Source organism: Mycobacterium sp. 3519A, assembly GCF_900240945.1.
In the GTDB taxonomy this organism is placed as follows: Bacteria; Actinomycetota; Actinomycetes; order Mycobacteriales; family Mycobacteriaceae; genus Mycobacterium.
The window spans coordinates 2,224,136-2,245,169 of record NZ_OESG01000013.1; the positions used below are offsets into that span (position 1 = coordinate 2,224,136).

General features: G+C 64.4%; 22 protein-coding genes and 1 pseudogene. 8 read left to right on the plus strand and 15 right to left on the minus strand.

All coding sequences use genetic code 11. The features are described 5' to 3' along the window. Positions 1-264 carry a hypothetical protein gene (locus C1A30_RS18620; RefSeq protein ID WP_101950300.1) on the plus strand — a complete coding sequence of 88 codons (264 nt, stop codon included), beginning with the start codon at positions 1-3 and terminating at the stop codon, positions 262-264. 7 nt (positions 265-271) lie between these two features. Here C1A30_RS18620 and C1A30_RS18625 read toward each other — a convergent pair. Continuing rightward, positions 272-1,154 (minus strand): annotated as a pseudogene (locus tag C1A30_RS18625) (phosphoribosyltransferase); the annotation flags it as partial. Positions 1,155-1,199: 45 nt separating this feature from the next. Then, the gene (locus C1A30_RS18630; RefSeq protein WP_101949641.1) at positions 1,200-2,462 is read right to left on the minus strand and encodes a S9 family peptidase; all 1,263 of its coding nucleotides are present in this window, start codon (positions 2,460-2,462) and stop codon (positions 1,200-1,202) included. Between the two features lie 161 nt (positions 2,463-2,623). Here C1A30_RS18630 and C1A30_RS18635 point away from each other — a divergent pair, with 161 nt between their 5' ends. Continuing rightward, entirely contained in the window at positions 2,624-3,517 is an 894-nt protein-coding gene (locus C1A30_RS18635; protein WP_101949642.1) for a universal stress protein, read from the plus strand. Between the two features lie 21 nt (positions 3,518-3,538). Here the strand turns inward: C1A30_RS18635 and arcC are convergent, their stop codons facing one another. The 5 genes from arcC to C1A30_RS18660 all read right to left on the minus strand — a co-directional run bounded on the left by arcC (position 3,539) and on the right by C1A30_RS18660 (position 9,393). Continuing rightward, on the minus strand, positions 3,539-4,489 hold the full coding sequence (arcC, locus tag C1A30_RS18640; RefSeq protein WP_101949643.1) for a carbamate kinase: 951 nt from the start codon (positions 4,487-4,489) through the stop codon (positions 3,539-3,541). Positions 4,490-4,492: 3 nt separating this feature from the next. After that, positions 4,493-5,497 carry an ornithine carbamoyltransferase gene (locus C1A30_RS18645; protein WP_101949644.1) on the minus strand — a complete coding sequence of 335 codons (1,005 nt, stop codon included), beginning with the start codon at positions 5,495-5,497 and terminating at the stop codon, positions 4,493-4,495. An 11-nt stretch (positions 5,498-5,508) separates the two neighbouring features. Further along, positions 5,509-6,768 (minus strand): arginine deiminase, encoded by a 1,260-nt coding sequence (locus C1A30_RS18650; protein ID WP_101950301.1) that lies wholly within the window; start codon positions 6,766-6,768, stop codon positions 5,509-5,511. A gap of 14 nt (positions 6,769-6,782) precedes the next feature. Beyond that, the gene (gene arcD, locus C1A30_RS18655; RefSeq protein ID WP_101949645.1) at positions 6,783-8,261 is read right to left on the minus strand and encodes an arginine-ornithine antiporter; all 1,479 of its coding nucleotides are present in this window, start codon (positions 8,259-8,261) and stop codon (positions 6,783-6,785) included. A gap of 136 nt (positions 8,262-8,397) precedes the next feature. Then, the gene (locus tag C1A30_RS18660) at positions 8,398-9,393 is read right to left on the minus strand and encodes an NAD(P)H nitroreductase (RefSeq protein ID WP_101949646.1); all 996 of its coding nucleotides are present in this window, start codon (positions 9,391-9,393) and stop codon (positions 8,398-8,400) included. A gap of 248 nt (positions 9,394-9,641) precedes the next feature. Here C1A30_RS18660 and C1A30_RS18665 point away from each other — a divergent pair, with 248 nt between their 5' ends. Beyond that, positions 9,642-9,962: a hypothetical protein gene (locus tag C1A30_RS18665; protein WP_142392624.1), complete on the plus strand. Its 321-nt coding sequence runs from the start codon at positions 9,642-9,644 to the stop codon at positions 9,960-9,962. Position 9,963: 1 nt separating this feature from the next. Here C1A30_RS18665 and C1A30_RS18670 read toward each other — a convergent pair whose 3' ends face one another. Continuing rightward, on the minus strand, positions 9,964-10,848 hold the full coding sequence (locus C1A30_RS18670; RefSeq protein WP_200828297.1) for a universal stress protein: 885 nt from the start codon (positions 10,846-10,848) through the stop codon (positions 9,964-9,966). 54 nt (positions 10,849-10,902) lie between these two features. Next, a complete protein-coding gene (locus tag C1A30_RS18675) occupies positions 10,903-11,904 on the minus strand; it encodes an NAD(P)H nitroreductase (protein ID WP_101949649.1) in 1,002 nt (333 codons plus the stop codon). A gap of 243 nt (positions 11,905-12,147) precedes the next feature. On the opposite strand from C1A30_RS18675, the gene C1A30_RS35640 reads away from it, so the two are divergent. Then, entirely contained in the window at positions 12,148-12,336 is a 189-nt protein-coding gene (locus tag C1A30_RS35640; protein ID WP_160112767.1) for a dsRBD fold-containing protein, read from the plus strand. Here the strand turns inward: C1A30_RS35640 and C1A30_RS18685 are convergent. From C1A30_RS18685 to C1A30_RS18705, 5 genes are read right to left on the minus strand one after another with little or no spacing between them, the layout of a single operon-like run. Beyond that, positions 12,321-12,791, minus strand: coding sequence for a hydrogenase maturation protease (locus C1A30_RS18685; RefSeq protein WP_101949651.1), 471 nt, complete (start codon positions 12,789-12,791; stop codon positions 12,321-12,323). The two genes, C1A30_RS35640 and C1A30_RS18685, sit on opposite strands and share 16 nt — an antisense overlap. After that, positions 12,788-14,080: a Ni/Fe hydrogenase subunit alpha gene (locus tag C1A30_RS18690; protein ID WP_101949652.1), complete on the minus strand. Its 1,293-nt coding sequence runs from the start codon at positions 14,078-14,080 to the stop codon at positions 12,788-12,790. Before C1A30_RS18690 ends, C1A30_RS18685 begins: the two co-directional genes overlap by 4 nt. Further along, positions 14,077-14,835, minus strand: coding sequence for an oxidoreductase (locus C1A30_RS18695; RefSeq protein WP_101949653.1), 759 nt, complete (start codon positions 14,833-14,835; stop codon positions 14,077-14,079). The genes C1A30_RS18690 and C1A30_RS18695 overlap by 4 nt, the downstream gene beginning before the upstream one ends. Next, the gene (locus C1A30_RS18700; RefSeq protein ID WP_101949654.1) at positions 14,836-15,690 is read right to left on the minus strand and encodes an FAD/NAD(P)-binding protein; all 855 of its coding nucleotides are present in this window, start codon (positions 15,688-15,690) and stop codon (positions 14,836-14,838) included. Next, positions 15,683-16,780, minus strand: coding sequence for a 4Fe-4S dicluster domain-containing protein (locus tag C1A30_RS18705; RefSeq protein ID WP_200828298.1), 1,098 nt, complete (start codon positions 16,778-16,780; stop codon positions 15,683-15,685). Before C1A30_RS18705 ends, C1A30_RS18700 begins: the two co-directional genes overlap by 8 nt. Positions 16,781-16,928: 148 nt before the next feature. Between C1A30_RS18705 and C1A30_RS18710 the strand changes: the two genes are divergently transcribed. After that, positions 16,929-17,402 carry a pyridoxamine 5'-phosphate oxidase family protein gene (locus C1A30_RS18710; protein WP_101949655.1) on the plus strand — a complete coding sequence of 158 codons (474 nt, stop codon included), beginning with the start codon at positions 16,929-16,931 and terminating at the stop codon, positions 17,400-17,402. Here the strand turns inward: C1A30_RS18710 and C1A30_RS18715 are convergent. Beyond that, complete coding sequence (locus tag C1A30_RS18715; RefSeq protein WP_101949656.1) at positions 17,305-18,000, minus strand: hypothetical protein; 696 nt, start codon at positions 17,998-18,000, stop codon at positions 17,305-17,307. The two genes, C1A30_RS18710 and C1A30_RS18715, sit on opposite strands and share 98 nt — an antisense overlap. Positions 18,001-18,160: 160 nt before the next feature. On the opposite strand from C1A30_RS18715, the gene C1A30_RS18720 reads away from it, so the two are divergent. The 3 genes from C1A30_RS18720 (at position 18,161) to C1A30_RS18730 (ending at position 21,032) form a co-directional block, all read left to right on the plus strand. Continuing rightward, the gene (locus C1A30_RS18720) at positions 18,161-18,595 is read left to right on the plus strand and encodes an Hsp20/alpha crystallin family protein (protein WP_200828299.1); all 435 of its coding nucleotides are present in this window, start codon (positions 18,161-18,163) and stop codon (positions 18,593-18,595) included. A gap of 80 nt (positions 18,596-18,675) precedes the next feature. Further along, positions 18,676-18,990, plus strand: coding sequence for a dsRBD fold-containing protein (locus C1A30_RS18725; RefSeq protein ID WP_101949657.1), 315 nt, complete (start codon positions 18,676-18,678; stop codon positions 18,988-18,990). Continuing rightward, complete coding sequence (locus C1A30_RS18730) at positions 18,987-21,032, plus strand: erythromycin esterase family protein (RefSeq protein WP_101949658.1); 2,046 nt, start codon at positions 18,987-18,989, stop codon at positions 21,030-21,032. The genes C1A30_RS18725 and C1A30_RS18730 overlap by 4 nt, the downstream gene beginning before the upstream one ends. Positions 21,033-21,034: the final 2 nt, after the last annotated feature.

The window sequence follows — 21,034 nt, forward strand, 5'->3', positions numbered from 1 at the left end:
ATGAGGTTTCCCAAGATGACGAGCCTGGCGCAGCCTCGACAGTTGACATCGACGACCTACCAGATCACCGACTGCCTTCATCAGGAACGCACGGCGCAAGTGTCCGTCGAGGACATCGCACCGACGGTCTCGGCGTGGCTTGCAGAACTCGGTGCGCACAGCCCGTTGGTCGAGGTCCTGGCGCGAATGGTGCGTGATGGCGACTGGAGCGCGACCCACGCCATCTCGGAGCTGTTGTCCATCGATGTTGCCGTGGCGGCGTAGCGCCGGCTCACCTCTCCGCGACAGCGTGGCACAAATGATCAACGAACCAATCGGACGCCAGCGCCGCCACTTGTGAGCGCGTCGGTTCAGGTCCAGCACGGTGCGGTCACGCCCTCCGACGATCAGCAGCGTTGGGACGATGACGTTCGCCAACGCGCGGCCCGCGAGATCGGGCCGACCGCCACGGGATACCACCGCATGCACGTTCACTCGCGGATCCGTTGCTGCGACCAGCGCCGCGCCCGTGCCGGTGCTCGCTCCGAAGTAGCCGATGGGCAGCGACGTGGTGTCTGGCTGGGCGGTCAGCCAGCGGGTCACGTCAACGAGCCGGCCGGCCAGCAGTTCAATGTCGAACACATTGGCGCGGTTGCGTTCTTCTTGCGGGGTCAACAAGTCGAACAGCAGAGTAGCCACGCCCGCCCGGTTCAAGACCTCCGCGACGTAGCGATTGCGCGGGCTATGCCGGCTACTTCCGCTGCCGTGCGCGAAGACCACTATGCCCTTGGGTTTTCCGGGATTGTCAGGTGCCCTCCGACCGTCACGTGGCCGGCCGTCACCCGGACTTCGCCATCGCGCAGCGGGGGGTCATCGGTCGCGTCGGCAGCGGTGGCGTCGGCGAAATCGTTGCGAGCGCAATCGATCAGCGCGACCACTTCCTCGTCGGCGGTCTGGGTGAAGTGGCGGTAACCCTGTCCAACGGCGAAGAAGAATGCCGGCGTCTGCAGGCACACCACGTCATCCGCATAACCAGCGAGACTTTCGCCGATGTCGTCGGGACCGATCGGTACGGCCAGAACCACCCTGCGCGCTCCGCGTGCGCGGGCGACCAGACATGCCGCCTTGGCGGTCGCACCGGTGGCGATGCCGTCGTCGACAATGATCGCTGTCCGGCATCACGCCGATCGTCAAAGATCTTCATCTCGTTGCCTCCACCGCTACGCGGGTCGACCGGACTCGCTGACTGTCGCCGAATCGTCCACCAGCCCCGACTGCAGTAGCGCGGCGTCGACGAACTGCTGCACGGGCCGGGACTCCAGGAATCCGGTGTGGCCGCCCTGGTACCAGGCGATCTCGGGCCTGCCCCAGTGTTCCCACAGGCGGATGGCCTGCTCGCGCGGATGAACAACCCGGTCGGCGACGCCCGCGTAAATGAAGCGACCTTGCAGCGGCACGCGCGGGTCCAGCGACAGGGGAGACACCATGCGCCCGATCGGCTCGGCCAGCGCCACCGTCTTACGGCGGGGATCGCCATCGCGGAACGCCGCATGGCGACCCAGGAGCCCGATCAGGTCGGCCACCGGGACACCGAGGAGCGCGCACGTCAGCCCATCGTCGATGCTCGCGACAAGCGACGCCACGTACCCGCCGAGCGAGATGCCATACACGCCGATCGGCGATTCCGGTTGCTGCGACCGTATCCAGGACAGCAGTCGCCTGATGTCCCACACCGCCTGCGCCGCGGCGTGCACGTTGTCCATCACGTCCTCGGCGGGAAACGTCACACCCCTTGGCAGGCCCCGTCCCCGGGGACCGTGCATCGGAAGGACCGGCAAGACGACATTGAGGCCGAGATCGTTGTGCAGGTGCCACGCCCGAAACACCATCAGGTCGAGGGCTGCGCGGCCCATCTCCGCGCCGTGAACGCAGACCAGCCAGGGGCGATTCTCTTTATGTCGCAACATCAACGCGTAGACGCGTTGGTTGGCGGTGTAGCCCAGCCAGCGCTGCCTGCCCGGTTCGCCGCGGCGCGGGACGTAGTCACTTTCGAAGAAGATGCGTTCGTAGGAACGCCTGCCCGCCTTCACGTGTCGAACGGCAACGTCGGTCAGCGCTGCTGGTCTGGCGAAGAATCGCGCCGGGCTGTCCAGCCATCCTCTGCGTCCGTAGAAGTCCAACGCCGCCCCCACCTCAGCATCGATGCGTCCGAACGCGGGCGCATCGCTGATCGGCCTGCGCGCCCGCAAGCCAAGGAGGATGATCTCGTCTCGAAAAGCGTGCGCGGCGAGCGCGAGTGATGGCCGCGCGATCGGCAACTCACGGACTCCGCCTTTGAGATAATCGCGCCACGATTGGGCGTAGAAGGTGCCGGTATGGGTGAACGGGCCCACCACGGCTGAAAGCGCGGCCGCGCCAGGAGGCCGACGACCCGGAGGGCTCGGTCGTTGCTGGCTCGCGTCGTCGCGGTCGTCAGCCGCCATGCTCGGTGACGGTACGGCGCCCAGGGCCGTGCGCAATAGGGCCGTCATCCGTGCGTCCTAGGGCCGTTTGACCATCTGTGTTCGGGACCAAGGCCTTTAGCCGGGTGACGGGTCGCCTCTTACCGTCATCGAAGGTCCTCGATGGCGGAAGGGGAAGCGCCATGTCCAAACAGATCTCGCCCCACGGCGTCGTGGTGGGCGTCGACGGGTCCCCGGGATCCCACTCGGCGGTGCGGTGGGCGGTTCGGGAAGCGTCGATGCGCCACAATCGGCTGACCGTCGTTCACATTGCCGACTCCTTATCCGTTGCGGCATCGACGCTGGCATGGCCCGGAGGCCGAATTCCTCAGGAAGTTCTCGAGATTCAAGAAAACGATGCGCGCAGGGTCGTCGCCGATGCGATGGAGGTCGCCCGTGCGACCGCGGTGAGTTCCAGTCGTCCCGAGATCAACAGTGAGCTGGTGTTCGGGCGGCCGATCCCGACCCTGGTCGACATGTCAAAGGACACCCACATGATGGTAGTGGGCTCTCGCGGGCGTACCGCCCGGCATCGGCGGTTGCTCGGGTCCGTCAGCACGGGGTTGCTCCATCACGCTAATTGCCCGGTCGCCATCGTTCACGACGAGGTCCAGTCGTCGGCTCAACTTCCGGTGCTCTTCGGGATTGACGGCTCGCGGGCATCGGAGCTCGCAACGCAGATCGCGTTCGACGAAGCTTCCTGGCGCGGTGTCGATTTGGTGGCTCTACACGTGTGCAGCGACGCCGACATCGATCGCCTCTACGACGTGGACCCTTCGCCGGCGAGAGCTGAGGCCGACAGGGCTCTCGCCCAGATCTTGGCGGACTGGCAGAAGCGGTATCCGGAGGTCGTCGTGCACCGCGTCGTCGAGTTCTCCCGCCCTGTCCGGCATCTGCTCGACTACTCGGACAGGGCCCAGCTGATCGTTGTCGGCAGCCATGGCCGAGGCGGGTTTGCCGGCATGCTGCTCGGATCAGTGAGCACCGCCGTCGCGCAGGAAGCCAACATCCCAGTGATCGTCGCAAGTCAGCATTAACGGGAAATGGTCTGCTGGCCGCTAGGCGGACGTCTGATTGATCAGTCGCGGATTTCGCTTCTGGCAGGCGCCTCCCACCCGAGTTCCTGCCGTGCCGACGACTATCTCGACGATGTCATTGAGCGATCCGATGACGGCTTCATGACCCGTGCTTACAGCGAAGTCGCACGCGGCTTGAACCTTCGGACCCATTGATCCCGTGGGAAATTCAAGCTCGGCAAGCTCCGCGGGGCTTATCTCACCGAGCCGCTCTTGGTCAGGGGTGCCCCAATTCGTATACACCCCGTCGACGTCGGTGGCGATGACCAAGAGGTCGGCATTGAGCTCCTTCGCGAGTAGCGCGGCGGCGAGGTCCTTATCGATGACGGCTTCTACGCCTCGCAGTTTGCCGTCTTCGTCGTACCTCGTCGGGATTCCGCCCCCGCCCGCGCAGACCACGATGGTGCCTTGCTCGACGAGCGCCCGTATTGGCCGAATCTCGAAGATCCGTTTGGGTTTCGGGCTGGGCACCACTCTTCGGAAGTGCTCCCCATCAGGTGCGATGGTCCAACCGCTGACCGCCGCGAGACGCTCGGCAGTTTTTGCATCGTAAACCGGCCCGATCGGTTTGGTGGGGTGACGGAAAGCGTCGTCGCTCGGATCGACTTCGATCATCGTCAAAACGGTGGCCAGCGACTGCTCGGCGGGCAGCAGATTGCCCAGCTCCTGCTCGATGACATAGCCGATCATCGCTTCGGTCTGCGCGCCGAGAACGTCGAGGGGATACGGCGCGACATCGTGGTACGCCGCGGCCTGCAGCGCCAGCAGGCCAACCTGGGGACCATTTCCGTGCGCGATGACGATCTCGTTGCCGGGCACTACTTCGGCGATCCGCTCGGCGGCGACGCGAACGTTGGCGCGCTGGTTCTCTGCGGTCATCGGCTGACCGCGCCGCAGCAGCGCGTTGCCGCCAAGGGCGATGACGATCCTCATCGGTCAGCCCAGTGCCGCCACGAGGACGGCCTTGATGGTGTGCATACGGTTCTCAGCCTGCTCGAACGCGATGTTGGCCGGCCCCTCGAAAACATCGTCGGTGACTTCGATCCCGTTGGCCAGGTGCGGGTATCGCGCCGCGATCTCGGCGCCCACCTTCGTCTCGCAGTTGTGAAAGGCCGGGAGGCAATGCATGAACTTCGCCCGCGGGTTACCCGTCGCAGCCATCAACTCGGTGTTGACCTGAAACGGGAGCAACATCTCGATACGTGCTGCCCATGTCTCGATCGGCTCGCCCATGGACACCCACACGTCGGTGTAGACGAAGTCGGCCCCATGCACGGCCGTGCGCGGATCATCGGTGATGGTGATCCGGGCTCCGGACGCCAGCGCGAAGTCTTGGCACATCTTCACGTGGTCCTCACCGGGCCACAATGCTTCGGGTGCACCGATCCGTACGTCCATCCCGAGCTTGGCGCCGATCAGCAGCAGCGAATTGGCGACGTTGTTGCGGCCGTCACCGACGAACGCAAAGCTGATGTCGGTCAACGGCTTCGGACAATGTTCCGTCATGGTGAGCACGTCGGCCAGCATCTGGGTCGGATGAAACTCATCGGTGAGTCCGTTGAACACCGGCACGCCCGCGTACTGCGCCAGTTCTTCGACGATCTCCTGACCGGCGCCGCGGTACTCGATTGCGTCATACATCCGGCCGAGCACCCGTGCAGTGTCCTTCATCGACTCTTTGTGACCGATCTGCGACGAGGCGGGATCGATGTACGTGACATGGGCACCTTCGTCATAGGCGGCGACCTCGAATGCACAGCGGGTGCGCGTCGACGTCTTCTCGAAGATCAGCGCGATGTTCTTACCGAGCAGGCTCTGTCGAGCGACCCCGGAATACTTCGCCCGCTTCAGATCCCGGGCCAGGTCGAGCAGGTACAGCAGATCCCGGTCGGTGTGATGGACCAAGCTGAGCAGGCTGCGATTTCGAATGTTGAGTGGCATTGCGGCCTTCCTTAGGTGTAGAGCGGATCACGCAGGATTGGGCAGGTCATGCAGCGGCCACCACCCCTGCCGCGGCCGAGTTCGCTGGCGGTGATGGTGACCACTTCGACTCCCGCCTTGCGCAGCGCGGTGTTGGTGAGGATGTTGCGGTCGTAGCCGATGACGACGCCCGGTTCGACTGCCACTACGTTGTTGCCGTCGTCCCACTGCTCGCGCTGGATGCCGTAGACATCGCCTGCCGTCGCCACGACGCGGAAATCCACACCGACGGCTTCGCCAATCGTGGCGATCAACCCCTTCGGCTCCCGGCGGATGTCGAGTCCGGACGCCGTGCTGTCATCGGGGCGCAGGGTGAAGGGCACGATCCCGTCCACGATCGGCGCGTACGCCGTGACGAGGTCGTAGTCGCAGAAGGTGAACACCGTGTCCAAATGCATTGCTGCACGGGACTTGGGCAGGCTCGCGACGATCACCCGCTCGGCGGCGCCGGCGGCGAACAGGTTGCGTGCCACCTGGGTGATCGCCTGATGAGATGACCGTTCGCCCATGCCGATCACCACGGTGCCGTTGCCGATCGGCATCACATCGCCGCCCTCCAGCGTGGCGTTGCCGTGGTCGCGTGCGACGCCTTCTGCATCGCCGAGCCAGATGTCGAACTTCTCGTCGGCGAATGCGGGGTGGAACTTGTAGACGGCCGTGGTCAGCAGCGTCTCCTGTCGACGGGCCGGCCAGTACATCGGGTTCAGTGTGACCCCGTGGAAGATCCACGAGCTGTTGTCGCGCATGAACTGTGTGTTGGGCAGCGGCCGTAGCACGAAGCCCGCGGGATCCAGCTCACGGAAGGCTGACAGAAACGTTCCTGCCACCTCGTCGGGCACATCCTGGTAGGCCACGCCGCCGATCAGAAACTCGGCGAGGCGGTCCGCGGGGAGCTCGGCCAGCCATCCCCGGATGTCATGACGCAGTCCCGAACCCACCACATCATCGGTGATTTTGCGGTCCAGCAGCCAGTTTCGGGCGTCGGGCACGGTAAGCACGTTGGCGAGCAGGTCCTGCAGCTCCAGGACTTCCACACCGCGGTCGACCATCTTCGCGACGAAATCGAAGTGATCTCGGCGCGCCTGCTGCAACCAGATCACGTCGTCGAACAGCAGCTCGTTGCAGTTCTCCGGAGTCAGGCGCTGGTGCGCCAGCCCAGGCGCGCACACCATCACCCGCCGAAGCCGACCCGCCTCCGACCACACTCCCAGTCGAGACTCGTTGCTGCTCACGGTGGTTCGCCCGGTCACAGGACCGACAGATGTCCGGTGGCCATCAGCAGCACCGCGGCCGCCGAGGTCAACGCGACGACCGTCACGACAGCCGACTCTGCCTTGGTGAATGCGGGCAACCGGCTTTCCCGGCGGGCCCAGACGTAGAGAACGGTGCCCGCGAGATAGAAAAGCGCGGCTATCAGCAGGTACTGCCACCCGCCTGCGTAGACCAGCCAGACGGCATAGCCCAGAGCGACCACTCCGACGATGAGGTCACGCGCCCTGCCACGACCCTGTTCGTACGTCTCGCCGCGCACGGCAAGCAGCACCTGATAGGCGGCCGACCACAGGTAGGGCAGCAGAATCAAGGACGTCGCAAGGTACACCAGATTTGTGTACGTACTCGCGTTGGCCAGGGTCCACAGCAAGAGCGCCTGAACACACAAGTTCGTCAACCAGAGCGCAGTCGCCGGTGCGCCGTGCTTGTTCTCTCGTGCCAGCGCCTTGGGCATCACGTGCTCGATCGCGGGCAGGCGCAGGATCTCGACACACAGCATCACCCAGGCGATCAGCGCGCCCAGCAGCGACACCACCAGACCGATCGAGATGAACGCGGCGCCCCAACTGCCGACCTCACTCTCGAGCACACCGGCCATCGACGGATCCGGGATGCCTGCCAGGTCCGCCTGTGCCACCAAGCCGTATGACAGCAGATTGACCAGAAGCAGCAGGGCCAGCACCCCCGCGAATCCGAGTACAGTGGCTCGGCCGACGTCGGTGCGCTTGGCGGCGCGTTGGGAATAGACGGCGGCACCCTCGATGCCAATGAACACCCACACGGTCACCAGCATCATGTTCTTCACTTGAGTCATGGTGTCGCCCAACGGCGCACCGTCGATCTGGGTGGCCTTGCCCCAGAAATCCGCGGTGAACAGACCGGCCTTGAATCCGACTGCGGCAATCGCGATGAAAACCACGATCGGGACGACTTTGGCGACTGTGACCATGACATTGACGAATGCGGCCGTCTGGATCCCGCGCAAGGTCATACCGTGCACGATCCACAGCACGATTGAAGCGCCGATGATCGCGGGAACGGTGGCACCGCCCTCGAACTGGGGGAAGAAGTAACCGAGGGTCGAGAACAGCAGCACAAGGTAGGCGACGTTGCCGACCCAGGCGGACATCCAGTATCCGAAAGCCGACGTGAAGCCGATGTAGTTTCCGAAGCCGGCGCGGGCGTACCCGTAGACGCCGCCGTCGACATCCGGCTTGCGCGTCGCCAGGGTCTGAAATACGAAGGCCAACATCAGCATTCCGACCCCGGTGACCACCCAGCCGATGAGCAGCGGGCCCGGCGCGGCACTGGCGGCCATCTGCGACGGCAGCGCGAAGATGCCGCTTCCGATCATCGATCCGACGACGATCGCGGTCAGGGCTGCCAGACCGAGACCGGCTTTCGGCATGGCCCGGCGGGCTTTCGGAGGTGGTGGCGCAATTGTCTCGGACATCGTTGTCTCCCCGTTCGGTTCGCGAGGCCGCTGCTGTTGCCTCGTGTGACTGACGCTATGGGCGGGGACTGGCAGCGCTGAGGAGTCTTTGGTCCTCGATCGTTCGGCGTAAGTCCCAGTCGATTCGGGCGGGCGATCAGCGAATCTGCAGCACGTCCGCGATATTGCGTCGGGGTGTCGGGGCGGGCAGCGAGCCGGTTTCAGGCACGGAGCCGACGCGGATCAGCGCCTGCGGTTCAGCGCGACGTCCTATGAGTCTGCGCACGATCTCACGACTGGCGTGCAGTTCGATCATGTGCGTCAAAGTGCAGGTCGCATAACCGGCGGCGGTGCATTCCAACAGCACGCGGGACAGCGCTTCACCACACCGCAGCGTGTTTTCCCGGCTGTCGTCGTAGGTCGACAGCACCAGGACAATGGAGTGGTCACGGTCCACCTCCGGTCGCCGGTCGCTGTCTGCGTAGGTCGGGAAGTCGCGGGCCACGTCGACGCGCGATGCCTCGGCGCGGGAGGGCAGCGCACCCGATGGGATGCCGTCCGTCGCCGCGGAATGGCGCGCCCACCAGAGCAATTCGAATCGGTACGACGCGTCGCCGAGGCGGTGTTCCTCGCTGCGGCGAGACGCATCGGCGAGCGCCGGCCTGCCGCTGTCGTCGATTACATCGAGATAGGTGGCGCTCTGGTGTAGCAGGGCACGGACCTTCGGTTCGGTCTCCTTCCACGAATCGGGGGAGTCGAACGCCAACCGATCCGTGCGTCGAGTTGAAATCGCTTGAGCCAGCAGTCGGACATGCTCGGTGGCACTGTGGAACCGCTGGAAGCTCACCGCCGCGAGGAGATCGTGATCTCGTTGATCGGGAAACCTCTCGATGGTCGTGCCCCATCCAGCGGCAGCCGCGGCCACTTGCAGATGATCGAGGACGGCGCCACAGCTGAGAATCACTTCGCGGCCCGTGCTGTCGGTATGTTGACCGACTCGGGTGTGGTCGGCGAACAGCTTCAAGATCCCGTTTTCGAATGTCCACCGCCACGGCTGACTGTTGTGTAACGACGGCGCCCGACACGCGGGTTCGACAACGGCGGTCACCTGTCCGGTGGTGATCGTGTCCGTTGAGGTGGCTGGCTCGGCCATGCTGCCCTCCTTAGGGCGTTGATCAAATTGAGCGGATCCGTCTGTTCGATACTCACGAGACGGTGTGACCTGTGCCAGGGACTCAAGTCCTTCAATCGCGGCCAAAGGTCGTAGCAGGGAGATTCCGCTTGTGACGGCGACCAATGTCGGTCGATCCGGGGACTTTCGGCTCTGCGCCTACCTCGCCGCGTCGATCACGATCAGAATGATTTTCGCAGGCATGAGCTCTAGCAGAAAGACCGGACATCATGAGTACCAGGAGTTTTCACGCATCCGAAAAGGCAGTGGAGGTCGTGTCATGGGACCCGGTGGATCACACCGATCTGCCCGGTTTCGCGCATGGACTGACCCGCTACGGGAGCCACTGGATGGATGTGGGGATCTCGGTGATTCCGGTGGGGGTGGACGCTCTGGAGGCTCTCGAGGCGGTTTTCGCCCGGTTGCGCGAAGTGGTTGCCACGGAGACACCGGACGTGGAGTACTTCACCGTCGATCTTCGTGTTGCGTCACGGACCGCACCGCGACGCCCTGACGTCAGGGATCGGGCCGCCCTGCCGGCGGGTGACTGATTCACTCGTGCCGCGCGACGAGCACCGGAGTCCGAGCTCCGTGCACGACAGCGGAACTCACCGAACCCAACAGCATGCCTGCGAATCCGCCCCTGCCACGGCTGCCCACCACCACCAGCTGCGCTGACTCGGCCAGCTCGAGCAGATGCCGGGCCGGTTGGTCGCGTACCACCACCCGTCTGACGGCAACATCGGGATACTTCTCCTGCCAGCCGGCGAGGCGTTCGGCCAACGTTTCCTCGGCGTCACCGACAATATCCGGCCACGGAATCGGTGTGCGCGCAGGCCAGTCGGCGTCACTCCAGGCGTGCATGGCCACCAATTCGGTTTCGCGCCATGAGGCTTCCTCGAAAGCCAGCGCCGTCGCGCACTCCGATGCTCGCGAACCGTCCACACCAAGAACGATTGGAGCGCGGTCGCCCCTGCGTGGCGCGTGTCCGTGCAAGACGGCGACGGGGCAATGCGCGTGGTGGACCAGTGCGGTGCTGACCGAACCCAACAATGCGCGGCCGAGGGCGCCCGCACCTCGGCAACCGACCACCACCATGTCCACCTGTTTCGTGATGTCGACCAACGTGGGGACAAGCGGTCCATACGGAGTCGCGGCCCTGATCTCGAGGTCGGCCTTACCGGCGCTGTTGCGCACGGTGCGCTCGGCACTCGTGATGATCAGATCGGCTTGTTCGTTCTGCCACGAGCCCAGGTCCGCGGGTAGCGAGTCCCATCCTCCTGACCAACCGCTGATCAGAGGGCTGATCACGGTCACGATGGTGAGCGGTTCGTTACGCATCACCGCCTCGTCGACGGCCCACTGCACCGCAACATCGGCGTCCGGTGAACCGTCGACACCCACGACGATTCCGTTCGACGGCATATCCTCAGACATCTCAGCTCCCTTTTCCCTCACGCCGCGTGCGGCAGATGGTCGGATGGGTTTTCGTCAACTCGGCTGCTTGCGCATTTCGAGTACCTCGTCGACCGGTCGGCGCGGTGTTGTCGTAAATGCGCTTTGCGGCCCGGCAGGTGGCTGCCCGATCCTCACCAGCAACTGCGGCAGTCCGTGCTGACCGGTGAGCTTGCGGACGACTTCTCTGCTGGACGCAAGTTCTGTCATGTGCGTCAGGGTGCAGGTCGCAAGGCCCGCGGCGGTGCACTCGAGCAATAACGCGGACAGCGCCTCGCCACACCGCAGGACGTCAAGCCGGGCATCTTCGTGGTGGGTGGACAGCACGACGATCTTGGAATGATCCACACCCGTAACGCCCGGCGCTTGCTGGCTCGACGTCGTCGGGAAGTCACGCGCCACATCGACAAGTGCTGCGGTCGTCGTCGAAACGAGCGCGTCCCTGGGAACACGTTCGTGTGGATCGGAAGAAGACGTCCACCAACTCAACTCAGCCTCGTAGGACGGATCGTTCGCCCGAATTTCTTCGGTGAGCCGAGACGCTTCCGCCAGCCGGGGACGCGCACCGTCAAGCACGACATCGAACATCACCTGATAGGGGATCATCGCTTGGCGCAGTTTGACTTCGAAGCGTGTCCAATCCGACGGCAGCCCGAATGGGCGCCGGTCCGTGTGGCGCCACCGAATCGCATCGGCTCGGAGCCGGCTCGTTTCGGTGATGCCGACGGCTGTTCGACGGAACTGCATTCTCGCCACGTGGTATGGCGCGTCCTGATCTGGGAACCGCTGCACATTTGTGTTCCAGCCGGCGATGGCCATCGCGAGAACCAGATGGTCAAGTGCCGCACCACAGCTCAAGGTGATCTCCCGACCCTGCGGGTCCGCCGCGGGCATGAGTCGACCCTCATCGGCGAACAGATCGAGGGTGGTTCCGTCGGTGATCCATCGCCACGGCTGGCTGTTGTGGAACGACGGCGCCCGGCACGCCAACTCGACGGCGTCTCGGATTACGTCGAATCCAGGCGTCTGCTCTGTCATGATCGGCTCCCACTCTCGGCGTTCATGACGGTAGCGATGCGTCGTGACTGACGGAGGAGTCGTTGGTCCTTTGTTGGGGGCCGACAATCATCGACTTTGTGTTGGAAAAGAGGACCTTCAGCCCTGTCGATGCCGGCGCCGCAGATGGTCAGATTCGAAGACCAGACAGATGACGTTACCTACCCTGACGTCGGGAGAATCATGGCTCAAACGGTATCCGCACCGAGCGAAGCAGACTGGACGGTGGTCATTTCAGTCCACGAACGTGCCGGCCGGACTGAGGCGATCGCGAAGTTGCAGTACGGCGACCACGAGTCGGTCGGTGTCGGCCTGTCGCGGCTCAGTGCGGGCGAGCACGGCTTCGCGGGTGTGGGCAGTCAACTTGCTGTGGCACGGGCGCTATCAGATCTGGCGCGTCACTTGACCGTGTGACGTTGTCGGGTCTGAACTTCGGCGATGATCGCCTGCACTACCGTGGGCACGGCCGCGGCTACTGCTGGTGAGAGGCCGACGCCGTGCTCGATGCTTTCGACGTCAACTGTGAACACAGCTAGCTTTGACGGGACCCGGTTGACCGCCCGACCCAGTGCAAGAGTCTGGGGCAGACCGAATCCGTGAGAACTCACGACCGCCGGCTCGTGGCCGTCTGTCGGCATCCAGCGCCGTATGGTGCCCGGCGTCCCGTTTTCGGCAACGGCGGCGTCTATCACGACACACAGGTCGACGTCGGTCCACGCATCGAGAATCGATGCCGGCTCGCCGGTTGCCGTCACCGCGTGTACGCCTGGCAGCCGTCGCGCTGAGAGCACTGCTGCGACGGCTGGGCCCACACCATCGTCACAGCGGAATTCGTTGCCGATGCCGATCACGACGACGTCTGCGTTCATGTGCGGTCGATGGTCAGGGTGAGGAAGTGCGCCGAGCAGGAGATGCACGGATCGTGGTTACGAATCGACTTCTCGCACAGCGATGTCAACGTCGCGTCGTCCAGCGTCAGGTTGGCTCCGACGAGTTGAGCCATTTCGTGTTCGATTGCGGCCTGGTTCTGGGCGGTAGGCGGGACGATTGTCGCGGATCGGACCAGGTGGTCGTCGCCGATCTCGTAACGGTGGTAGAGCAGACCTCGCGGCGCCTCACTGACGCCGTGTCCGACACCAGCGCGGGCAGGCACGTCGACGAAGGGCCGTTCGGGACGCTCGTATTCGGTGATGATGCGAAGCGACTCCTCGACCGCATAGACCACTTCCACTGCACGGACGAGGATGCTGCGGAAGGGATTCCGGCACACCGGACCAAGACCAGCCGCGGTGGCGGCCTCGCGCGCGACGGGCGACAAGGTAGCTGCGTTCAGCGAATACCTTGCCAGCGGACCGGTCAGGTAGCGGTGCCCATCCAAGGTGGCGTGTAACGCGGTCGAATGTTTGACCTGCGTCTCCATCACGTGATCGCTGAAGGCAGCGATGTCGAAGGACGGGCCGTCGCTGCGTTTGATCGTGCCGTCGTGGACGGGATACACCTCGCCGTCAGCCAGGGAAAGCAGCTCATGGTCGAATTCGACGTCAGGGAACTCGAATTCGGCCACCATGCTCAGCGTATCGAGGGCGTGGTCGAGCGTGTGACGCAGCATCTCTGCGAGCGGCTCGAGGTCTCGTTTGTGGGGTACCGAATAGAAGCCTCCGAGCCGGACATTGACGGGATGGATGGCGCGCCCACCGATCTGTTCCATCAACCGGTTGCCGGCTTTCTTTATCGCCAGGCCGCGCTCGATCAATTCCGGCCGGTCCTTAGCCATGGTTATTCCGTCCGGATAACCGAGGAAGTCCGGTGCGTGCAAGAGAAAAATGTGCAGGGCGTGGCTGTGGATCCACTCCCCGCAGTACAGCAGTCGGCGCAGGGCTGCCAACTCCTCAGGAAGGGTTACCCCGCAGGCATCCTCGATCGCGTTTGATGCGCTCACTTGGTAGGCGACCGGACAGATGCCGCACACCCGCGCGGTGATGTCGGGCGGCTCAGTGTAGGCACGGCCCCGCAGAAAGGCTTCGAAAAACCGTGGCGGTTCGTAGATGTTGAGCTCGACACGGTCCACGGCACCGTCGCTCAGGGTGACGTGTAGGGCGCCTTCCCCTTCGACGCGGGTCAGCGCCCCGACCGAGATGGTGCGAACTTCTGGGTTCACGAGTCATTCCGTTTCGTGGCGAATTCGGCGACGTTGAATGTCGAGAACACCCGCTCGACGTCGTCGGCTGCCATCCCGTCGCGACGCAGCACCGGGATCAGCGCCGCGGTGTTCGGTGTCTCGGCAGGGCCGAAGCAGCCGTAGCAGCCTCGGTGGTACGACGGACACAGGGCGCCGCAACCAGCATGAGTGACGGGCCCCAGACACGGAATACCCTCCGACACAACGACACACGTCACACCGCGGAGTTTGCATTCGGTGCATACGGTCTTCGCGGGCAGCCGTGGTTTGCGTCCCACCAACAGGGCAGCGAGCGTGTCCAGCAGCTGGCCGCGGTCGATCGGGCAGCCCTGCAACTGGTAGTCGACCGTGACATGAGCGGCCGCAGGCGTGGAGGTGGCCAAGGTGTCGATGAAGTCCGGCTTGGCGTAGACAACCGAGGCGAACTCGTCGACGTCGGCGAAATTCCGCAGGGCCTGGATGCCGCCCGCGGTCGCGCACGCACCGATGGTCACCAGAGTCTTCGACTGTGCCCGGATCTCCTTGATCCGGCGCTCGTCGGCAGCGGTGGTGATCGAACCCTCGACCAACGACACATCGTACGGTCCAGCCATGACGGCGCTGGACGCTTCGAGGAACGTCGCGATCTGCACCTGACCCGCGATGGCGAGCAGTTCGTCCTCGCAGTCGAGCAGGGTGAGCTGGCACCCGTCGCACGATGCGAACTTCCATACCGCCAAGGTAGGAACGGACATCTACAGCTCCTTGACTGTCAGCAGTGGCTCAGCGACGTCGTAACCGACCACCGGGCCGTCCCGGCAGAGCAACAGCGGCCCCAACTGGCAATGTCCGCACCAGCCGATCCCGCACTGCATATTGCGTTCGAGCGACACGTGAATAGCATTGGCCGGTACGCCTTTTCGGATCAGCTCGGCGGCGCTGTTGCGCATCATCGACTCGGGACCGCAGAGAAACGCGGCGGTGTCCGCGGGTCTGAGCGGGAGCCGCCGCAGTGGCTCGGTGACGAAGCCGACCTCACCGGGCCAGCCCTGCACCGGCACGTCGACGGTCAGGTGCACGTCGATGTCATCGCGTCCGGCCCAACTCTGCAGTTCCTCGCTGAACAGGAAGTCGTCGCGCGAGCGGGCCCCGGCGATCAGCGTCACCCGTCCGAAGCCGTCCCGGCCCGCCAGCGCACCGAGGACGACGGGCCGCAGCGGGGCCAGGCCGACTCCGCCTGCGACGATGACCAGGTCACGGTCGAGCGCGTCGAACAGACCCCAGTTCGTGCCGAACGGCCCCCGCATGCCGATCACCGTGCCGGGTTGCGCGTCATGCAGCGCCCGACTGACGGCTCCCACGGCGCGGATCGTGTGGGTGACGGTCTCATCGTCGGCGGACGGCACACCGCTGACCGAGATGGCGATCTCACCGACTCCGAACGCGTACATCATCATGAACTCGCCCGGCAGCGCAGGCGGCAACGGTTCGGCCACCGGTTCCAGCCGAAGCGTCGCGGAGTCTCGGTTCTCGCGGATCCTGCTGCGGACACGGTAGGGCACCGGGGTCATTGCCGACGATGTCGCGGTCCGCGTGACCGTTTCACTCATCGTGCTGCTCCGCAAGGTCAGCCAACACGTTCATTTCTTCGGTGATGTCGATTCCGGTGGGGCACCACGCGATACAGCGGCCACAGCCCACGCAGCCGGAGGTGCCGAACTGGTCGTGCCAGGTGCCGAGCTTGTGGGTGATCCAGTGTCGGTACCGGGATGGCGCCGATTGGCGGACGCTTCCTTCGTGGATGAATGTGAAGTCGAATTCGAAGCAGGACGCCCAACTCGCCCACCGTTCGGCGTGGTCGCCAGTCAGGTCGGTGACGTCCTCGACGCTCGTGCAGAAGCAGGTCGGGCACGCCATTGTGCAGTTGCCGCACGTCAGGCACCGACTGGCGACCTCGGCCCAATGAGGAGATTCGCGGGATTCGATCAGCAGCTCACGCAGATCACCGGGGGGCATCGCCCGTCCCATGTGCTGCGCCGCTTGCGCGACATCGGCTCGCGCAGAGGCGACTTCGACGTCCTCGGCCTCGCGGTGCGGCAGCCCCGCCAGCACCTCGGCGCCGCCAGGGCTTCCGACATCCACTAGATAGCTGCACTGCTCACCGCTGATGCGTTCGGTCAGCGCAAGGTCGTAGCCGGCGCCGACCGCCGGGCCGGTGTTCATCGATGCACAGAAACAGAGGCCGCCGGGCTCGGTACAGTTCACCGCCACGACGAAGACGTGCGCCAGACGGCTCACGAACCCCTGATCGGGGTGTGCGCCCTTGCCGAGGACACCGTCGAGTACGGCAATCGCTGCCAGGTCGCAGGCCCGCACCCCGATGAACGCATGCTTCGCAATGTCCTCCGTCGGGGTCGCATCGGAACTCCAGAGTCGTTGCCGCGGCGGGTGCAAGAACTGTTTCCATGACTGAGGGCCTGCCGAGTGCCCGAAGAGGGCACTGTCGTTGCGGCGGCGTAGCCGGTAATGACCGGGGCCGACGTCGACGCCCCAGCCGCGCGGCAGCTCGTCGGCCGACGTCAGCTCGGTGAGCACGATCGCGTTGTCCGACAGCGTCGGCCCGACTACCCGGTACTCGCGGTCGATCAGGGTCGCCACGAGTTCTTGCAATCCCGCGGCATCGATCACCGCACTGCACATCGCCTCATCGTGCTCCCGGTTGGTCGGCGATACACGGTCTTTGGGTCCCCTAGATGAGTGCCAAAAGTCCTTCAGGTGCCCGATGGACGTCATTCATGGGACTTCTGACCGTATTTTTCCGGCTGTTGCCGTCGGTAACGTCGCTCACATGTCCGAACAGACTCAACCGGTATCGATCCTGTCGGAGACCGAGTCGTGGCAGCTGCTTTCGAGCGTCTCGCTCGGCCGACTCGTCACGAGCGTCGACGGTGAACCGGCGATCTTTCCCCTCAACTTCGTCGTCGAGCACCGCACCGTGCTGTTTCGCACCGCAGAGGGCACCAAGCTGGTCAGCGCGGCGATCAACAACCGCGTGCTGTTCGAGGCTGACGATCATGGTGTGACGGGCGGTTGGAGCGTCATCGTCAGGGGACAGGCGCGCATTCTGCGCACCGACGAAGAAATCGACGAGGCCGAACGGGCGCAGCTACTTCCCTGGACGGCGACGGTCAAGCAGCATTACGTGCGCATCCGTCCCCTGAGCGTCACTGGAAGGCGGTTTGCGTTCGGTTCCGAGCCTGACCGCGAATTGTCTCGGCCGCATCCGGTTGGCTCTGTACCCGACCCTCCGCCCGGCGTTTGATGCCGAGCAGTATGCCTCTGATCAGAAACGCCTTCGCGGGACCGGCGAGTTCGATCGTCAGTATCTCGCCGGGGTTTCGCAATCGCGTTCGGGTGCGGACCAGTAGCCGGCAGCGATCCTCCCAGTGCGGAAGCAGGTGGAAGGACCAGACGGTGTCGAAGGGCCGATACGGGGCGGGGGCGCGCAAGACGATCGACTGCTGGTCGACGACCTCGACGACATCCATCGAGAACCCGTCGCGCAGGCCCATCCAGCCCGTGGGCGCCAAGCGCACTCGGTCACCCGGATCGAGCTGTTGCCATTCCGGGTGGATGCGGTCGGCATTGTGATAGTCGAGGCCGACTAACTTCTCCAGCGTTTCGTAGCTGTACAGTCCGCCACGGTCCTGACCCATCTGGACCAACCATGGCCACACCTCGCTGGCCGATGCATGGATCCACACGCCTTCGGTTGTCTGATCGACAGGTCCGCGCAGGTGTTCGTCGCCGAGCAGGCTCATGCGGCACTCTTCCTTCGTCGTGCCCCAGTTGCGGTAGTACCTGCGTGCTGCATAGAGCACCGCCGCTGCCGCCGCTGTCCGGATCATCTTGGTACTCATGCCGCCAACCTTCCGCTTCGCGTGCGGGCACTGATAGGGCCGGTGGTCCCTTCCTCGGCGTCACCGACGAACGGCCTTCCGCCGTGGGACTTCGGCCCCTACCCGCGACCAGCGGCGGTGTAGTCCGATTCAGTCGGAAGATCAACTGTTTCAAGGAGGCATGATGAACAGACTTCCGACACAACATCGTCCGCGATACCTCTTCCCGGAATTCAGTGATCTGTTAGCGGGATTTCCGGCATGGACGAACCTGCGCCCGGCATTCGGCAACCATGTCATCCGCATCGAAGACGAGATGAAGGATGGCAGTTACGAGTTGCGCGCCGAAATCCCAGGCGTCGACCCGGCGACAGATGTCGACATCACAGTCCGCGACGGCCTGTTGACGATCAAAGCCGAGCGCAGTGAGAAGAAGGAGACCAATGGGCGGTCCGAATTCTCGTACGGCTCACTGATGCGTTCAGTCACCTTGCCCCCTGGCGCGGACGAGGACGCCATCAAGGCCAGTTATGACAAGGGAATTTTGACCGTGTCGGTGCCGGTGACCCAGGCTGCACCCGCCGAAAAGCACGTTCCGGTCGAAGCGGCTAAGTAACCCTCCCAGCGGGTGGTTCCAGACTGGAGGGTCTGGAACCACCTCTTCGACGTCTCGTTCGCGAAACATCAGGAGCTGCAGTGAAAAACAAGAACCACGTGCGCAAAACATGGACCGTCACTGTCTTGATCGACGAGCGCGGCGCGGAAACACGGGCCACTGCACGATTGCATTGGCGCGACCAGGAAGTCGTCGGTGTCGGGGTGGCCAAGCTGAATCCGGCGGACCGTTACTTCGCGGCGATCGGCGATGAACTTGCCGCGGCCCGAGCACTATTCGATGCCGCGAAGCAAGTGATGGCAGTGACTGAGGACGATATCGAGAACGTCACGGACGAACCCGTGACATTCCGGCGCTGGACGGGCGCCGGACTACCGATCGGAGCAGAGCAATGACTCGCGCCCGCGGGCTGACCAGAAGCGCGCCCCGACAAATCTTTCGCAACCGCCGTGAGGCAGGGAAGGTGCTGGCGAATCTGCTGGGTGCGTACCGCGGCCGCGAAGGAGTCGTCGTACTGGGTTTGCCCCGCGGCGGAATCCCGGTTGCATGGGAAGTGGCTGCCTCCCTGGCCGCCCCGTTGGATGCGTTCGTCGTCCGCAAGCTCGGAGCGCCCGGCCACGAAGAGTTCGCTGTGGGGGCCGTGGCGACCGGCGGACGCGTTGTGGTCAACGACGACCTTTTGCGCGGGCTTCGCGTTACGCCGCAACAACTTCGGGCTGTTGCCGAACGCGAAGGACGCGAGCTCATCCGTCGTGAGGCCGCGTACCGGGGTGGCCGGCCACCTGTCGACGTCGCCGGCAAGACAGTGATCCTTGTCGACGACGGCCTTGCGACGGGTGCCAGCATGGTTGCCGCCATTCAGGCCCTGCGTGAACAGGATCCGGCCGAGATCGTGGTAGCGGTGCCGGCCGCCCCGGAGTCGACTTGCCGCGAGTTGGCAGGCATCGTCGACGACGTAGTCTGCGCATCAATGCCAACGCCCTTCCTCGCGGTGGGGGAGTCGTTCTGGGATTTCCGCCAAGTCAGTGACGAAGAAGTGCGCGAGCTCCTCGCCACGCCGACGACCGGGATGGCGACGGCGCGGATTCGAATCGCGGAGACGCCGGCAGAGATTCTCGATCGAACAGCGGTCGACGCACCAGGTGGCGTGCCGCCACGCGACGCACTCGAGGAGATCGTGGGCGATGCACGGATCGTCATGATCGGCGAAAGTTCGCACGGGACACATGAATTCTATGAGGCACGCGCTGAAATCACGAAGTGGCTGATCGAGGAGAAGGGATTCTGCGCCGTCGCTGCCGAGGCAGACTGGCCGGACGCATACCGCGTCAACCGCTACGTGCGCGGGCAGGGTGGTGATCGGTCGGCGACCCAAGCCTTGAGCGGCTTCGAACGCTTCCCCTCCTGGATGTGGCGCAACGTCGTGGTACGGGATTTCGTCGACTGGCTCCATTCACACAACGCGCACCGGCGCCAGCAGGGAGCCCGCCAAACCGGCTTCTACGGACTGGATTTGTACAGCCTGCATCGGTCGATGCAGGAGGTCATTGCATATCTCGACAACGTCGACCCCATGGCTGCCGAGCGAGCGCGCAAGCGCTACGCGTGCTTCGATCACACGTCGGCTGACGACGGGCAGGCGTACGGATTCGCCGCGGCATTCGGTGCCGGGTTGTCATGCGAACGTCAGGCCGTCGAGCAGTTGGTCGAGATGCAGCGCGACGCAGCCGAACACGTCCGTCGCGACGGGTTGCTCGCCGAAGACGAGCAGTTCTATGCACAGCAGAATGCGCAGACCGTGCGAAATGCGGAAGTGTATTACCGGTCCATGTTCAGCGGTCGAGTGACGTCGTGGAACCTTCGGGACCAACACATGGCTGCCACGCTGAACGCGTTGCTCACCTACCTGGACCGGCGCGGGGGACCCGAGCCGGCTCGAATCGTGGTCTGGGCGCACAACTCTCACGTCGGAGACGCGCGTGCCACCGAGGTCAGCGCCGATGGACAGCTCACGCTTGGACAGTTGGCGCGCGAACGCTACGGCGACGATGCCCGGCTGATTGGTTTCACCACGTTCACCGGCACCGTGACCGCGGCCAGCGAGTGGGGCGCGATCGCCGAACGCAAGGCCGTTCGGCGAGCCTTGAACGGAAGTGTCGAGGAGCTGTTCCACGAGACCGGCAGGCAGGAGTTCCTGGTGTCGCCGATGGTCAGTCACGCGGCAGCAGAACCACTCGACGCGGTTCGACTGGCACGCGCCATCGGCGTGATCTACCTGCCGACCACCGAACGGCAGAGTCACTACTATCACGTCCGCCCGAGCGAGCAGTTCGACGCGATCATCCACATCGACCACACCCGCGCCCTGGAGCCGCTCGAGGTGACCAGCACATGGGCTGCGGGCGAGAACCCGGAGACTTATCCGACCGGCTTGTGACG

What these genes read in the sequence shown, in the direction of transcription:
- C1A30_RS18620 (WP_101950300.1), top strand. Translation starts at nt 1, where the DNA reads ATGAGGTTTCCCAAGATGACGAGCCTGGCGCAGCCTCGACAGTTGACA.
- C1A30_RS18630 (WP_101949641.1), bottom strand. Translation starts at nt 2,462, where the DNA reads ATGGCGGCTGACGACCGCGACGACGCGAGCCAGCAACGACCGAGCCCT.
- C1A30_RS18635 (WP_101949642.1), top strand. Translation starts at nt 2,624, where the DNA reads ATGTCCAAACAGATCTCGCCCCACGGCGTCGTGGTGGGCGTCGACGGG.
- arcC (WP_101949643.1), bottom strand. Translation starts at nt 4,489, where the DNA reads ATGAGGATCGTCATCGCCCTTGGCGGCAACGCGCTGCTGCGGCGCGGT.
- C1A30_RS18645 (WP_101949644.1), bottom strand. Translation starts at nt 5,497, where the DNA reads ATGCCACTCAACATTCGAAATCGCAGCCTGCTCAGCTTGGTCCATCAC.
- arcD (WP_101949645.1), bottom strand. Translation starts at nt 8,261, where the DNA reads ATGTCCGAGACAATTGCGCCACCACCTCCGAAAGCCCGCCGGGCCATG.
- C1A30_RS18660 (WP_101949646.1), bottom strand. Translation starts at nt 9,393, where the DNA reads ATGGCCGAGCCAGCCACCTCAACGGACACGATCACCACCGGACAGGTG.
- C1A30_RS18665 (WP_142392624.1), top strand. Translation starts at nt 9,642, where the DNA reads ATGAGTACCAGGAGTTTTCACGCATCCGAAAAGGCAGTGGAGGTCGTG.
- C1A30_RS18670 (WP_200828297.1), bottom strand. Translation starts at nt 10,848, where the DNA reads ATGTCTGAGGATATGCCGTCGAACGGAATCGTCGTGGGTGTCGACGGT.
- C1A30_RS18675 (WP_101949649.1), bottom strand. Translation starts at nt 11,904, where the DNA reads ATGACAGAGCAGACGCCTGGATTCGACGTAATCCGAGACGCCGTCGAG.
- C1A30_RS18685 (WP_101949651.1), bottom strand. Translation starts at nt 12,791, where the DNA reads ATGAACGCAGACGTCGTCGTGATCGGCATCGGCAACGAATTCCGCTGT.
- C1A30_RS18695 (WP_101949653.1), bottom strand. Translation starts at nt 14,835, where the DNA reads ATGTCCGTTCCTACCTTGGCGGTATGGAAGTTCGCATCGTGCGACGGG.
- C1A30_RS18700 (WP_101949654.1), bottom strand. Translation starts at nt 15,690, where the DNA reads ATGAGTGAAACGGTCACGCGGACCGCGACATCGTCGGCAATGACCCCG.
- C1A30_RS18705 (WP_200828298.1), bottom strand. Translation starts at nt 16,780, where the DNA reads ATGTGCAGTGCGGTGATCGATGCCGCGGGATTGCAAGAACTCGTGGCG.
- C1A30_RS18710 (WP_101949655.1), top strand. Translation starts at nt 16,929, where the DNA reads ATGTCCGAACAGACTCAACCGGTATCGATCCTGTCGGAGACCGAGTCG.
- C1A30_RS18715 (WP_101949656.1), bottom strand. Translation starts at nt 18,000, where the DNA reads ATGAGTACCAAGATGATCCGGACAGCGGCGGCAGCGGCGGTGCTCTAT.
- C1A30_RS18720 (WP_200828299.1), top strand. Translation starts at nt 18,161, where the DNA reads ATGATGAACAGACTTCCGACACAACATCGTCCGCGATACCTCTTCCCG.
- C1A30_RS18730 (WP_101949658.1), top strand. Translation starts at nt 18,987, where the DNA reads ATGACTCGCGCCCGCGGGCTGACCAGAAGCGCGCCCCGACAAATCTTT.